This window comes from uncultured Maritalea sp. (assembly GCF_937139385.1).
In the GTDB taxonomy this organism is placed as follows: Bacteria; Pseudomonadota; Alphaproteobacteria; order Rhizobiales; family Devosiaceae; genus Maritalea; species Maritalea porphyrae_A.
This window is the reverse complement of sequence record NZ_CAKZPW010000374.1, coordinates 1-3,143: the sequence shown is the minus strand read 5'-3', so window position 1 is coordinate 3,143 and position 3,143 is coordinate 1. Positions and strand designations below refer to the sequence as shown.

Below are 3,143 nucleotides of genomic sequence, written 5' to 3'. Positions count from 1 at the left end.
ACACTTAAACCTAGATCAGCCAATTGCTCTTGGTGACCATATTACAGTGCGGGCCCGCATTATTCCTTTGCCCAAACCAGTTTACCCCGCTAGTTACGATTCACAGTTTCAAGGGTTTTTTGATGGAATTGGTGGCTATGCCAGTTCGCTTGAGCCGGTGCAGAAGCTGACCCCGGGCAATGGTTCTGTTTGGAGAGCGATTGATCGGCTGCGGTGGGGGATTGGTGAGCGGTTGGATATCTACTTGTCGGCGGATCAAGCTGCGATCGCGCGGGCATTGATCATCGGTGACCAATCGGGAATCAATGATGCGTTGCGCGAGAATATTGCCAATGCGGGGCTTGCCCACGTTTTAGCGATCTCGGGCCTGCATTTGACGTTGGTGGTTGGGTCTGTGTTTTTTATGATCCGCATAATCGTTGCCCAAGCGGTGGGGCAAGATCGTTGGATAAAGCCCCTTGCGGCCATCGGGGCGATTGGCGTGGCAATTGGTTATTTGGTGATATCTGGTGCCAACCTTGCCACCCAACGGGCGACACTGATGCTTGTTTTGGCTTTTGTGGCCATATTGGTGGGTCGACGTGCCATTACCATGCGCAATGTGGCAATTGCAGCAATCGTTATTATTGTTTTGTTTCCGCATGAGATTTACAAACCCGGTTTTCAACTGTCGTTCGCGGCAGTTGTTGGCTTGGTTGCTGTTTATGCGATTGTTGGGCGTAGCGCCTTGCAGGTGCCGTTCTTGGCGAAACTATTTGGTGGATTGGCGCTGACCAGTTTGATCGCTGGAGTGGCGACGGCACCTATTGCTGCTGTGCATTTTCAACAATTCGCCCCAATGGGATTGATCGGCAATTTGATTGCAGTGCCGATTGTGGGCTTCTTTGTGCTGCCAAGCGGCTTAGCGGCTGTATTGTTGATGCCTTTAGGTTTAGAGGGGCCATTTTTGGCTGGCATGGGGATGGGGATTGATCTGGTGGTTGCAGTGGCGCGCACCATTTCAGCCATGAGTGCTAACTATACCCAAACGCCAATGCTGGCAGAGTGGGTGTTGCCCGGATGTTTTGTGGCGCTTTGTTGGCTCAGCTTTTTCCGAGGGTGGTTGAAGTTTTTCGTACCCGGCGTTTTTGGACTTGCAATTGTTGGGTTTGGCGCTGCCGCCTTGCCATTTATGGTTGTCTCGGACAGCACGCAAGCGGTGATTGTTCGGCAGGCGGACGAATTCTTCCAGATGGGGCGCAAGTCTAATAGTTTCACCAGCAGGGCCTGGGCGGAACGATTTGGCTCTTCCCTGATCGATCAGGAAGCCGTTGGCGCGTGCGACAAGCATGGTTGCAGCGCGGAAGTTGGGGGGCGTGTTATCTCTGTGGTCAAGGATAGTGTTGGACTAAACGAAGACTGTGGCCGCGCCGACGTGCTTATAGTGCGGCAGCGGCGGGATGTATCCTGTTCAACTGCGTTGGTGATCGAACAAAAGCAGTTGGATATGCAGGGCGTTGCAACAATCTTTCTGGATGAGCAAGGGCAATTTGAGGTGAGGTGGGCCATAAACGATCAGCGCCGACCCTGGCGACCATAGTCCTATGCGCTTTTTGCCATAACCAGCAAGTTGGGGGCCGCTTCTCCCCCTCGCAGTCGGGGTTTTTGTGCGGTGTTGCCCGGTGCGTGTCTGACAATGATTGAATGGGAACAGCACACAAGAGTTTGACTTGAAACGGTGACGCAGTTTTTTCAATAAGACTGAATAGTAAAATCAATAATGTTCAAAAAAGACCCGGTCAACCAATGTTGCCGGGCCAAGTGTTCGCAAACGGGGGTGTTAGAGCCTAACGCCCTAACGGGGGTCAGTACTTGCGAAATAAACCAACCAATCGGCCTTGAACATCAACTTGGTCAGGGCCGAAAATGCGTGTTTCATAGGCAGGGTTTGCCGCTTCCAGCGCCACGGATTGACCCTTTTTGCGCAGACGCTTCAAGGTTGCCTCTTCACCATCGACCAAAGCCACCACAATCTCACCGTTAGAGGCTGTATCTTGCTTTTTAATCAGCACCGTGTCGCCATCAAAAATGCCCGCGTCAATCATTGAATCCCCGGCAACTTCCAACGCGTAGTGTTCGCCACCCGACAGCATTTCTGGCGGTACAGAAATCATATGGCTTTGCGTTTGGATCGCTTCAATAGGCACACCAGCTGCAATGCGGCCCATAACGGGAATAGATACAGGTGCGTTTGCGCGATCATCATCATCATCGATGGCCCGTACTGGCTGTTTGGGCACGCGACCAAGATCACCTTCAATAACGCTAGGTTCAAATTTTGATTTCTTACCGCCTAAAGATGGGTTCATACTGTCTGGCAAACGAACAACTTCCATCGCCCGAGCCCTATTGGGCAACCTGCGAATGAAACCACGTTCTTCAAGCGCTGTGATAAGGCGGTGAATGCCGGACTTTGATTTTAGATCCAACGCATCCTTCATCTCATCAAAAGAAGGTGGAACACCACTTTCCTTCATGCGCTCGTGTATAAACATGAGCAGTTCATGTTGTTTGCGGGTCAGCATTTCGAAGTCCTTTGCAGCCAGGTATAGAATCGGAACAAACGTTGAACAACTATAACTGTTCTTTATATGTTCTGCAAGTACGTGCTGAAATGCCAGTTTTAGGGCAGTAGCTAACCCTGTGTTCAAATTGCAACAATTGGGCAGGGTGTGCCAAATTGTCTCATTTTTTGGTTGTAAAGAGGTGGTTCGGCGCGTATTGCACAATTGTCTTCAACTCGGTTGGTCCCACCAACCCCAACGCCAAGGAGGTTTTTAAATGCATACAATCATCAATTCACTCCTGGCAACTCGTTTGCCAGTTTAACACTAGCGCAACCGATCCTTTGCTCAGCGCCTTGCTGATGCTTTTTAGGTTCACGTTTTCAGCTTCTATAACCCGCGTTTTCTAGACGCTGGTTGTTCAACCATCATTTGTCGAGCATTTGGCACGCGTTTCGCGTGGCGTTTTCGGCACAAATTTATCCAAATTTAGGAGCGGCGGAGCTTTAAACAGCATTTCGCCGAGCGAAGAATAATGAAAAAACAACATGCACTTTCCGAGCAATATTTCGAGCGATTAGGCCGCATTGTGAGGGAAAT

2 protein-coding genes are annotated in these 3,143 nt (G+C 50.5%); one reads left to right on the top strand and one right to left on the bottom strand.

Annotated features, from left to right (window positions below; all coding sequences use genetic code 11):
- Positions 1-1,579, top strand: a 1,579-nt coding sequence (locus Q0231_RS15075) for a ComEC/Rec2 family competence protein (protein ID WP_299348759.1), incomplete at its 5' end; no start/stop codon positions are given.
- 265 nt (positions 1,580-1,844) lie between these two features.
- Here the strand turns inward: Q0231_RS15075 and lexA are convergent.
- Positions 1,845-2,564 carry a transcriptional repressor LexA gene (lexA, locus tag Q0231_RS15070; RefSeq protein WP_299348757.1) on the bottom strand — a complete coding sequence of 240 codons (720 nt, stop codon included), beginning with the start codon at positions 2,562-2,564 and terminating at the stop codon, positions 1,845-1,847.
- Between the last annotated feature and the right edge of the window lie 579 nt (positions 2,565-3,143).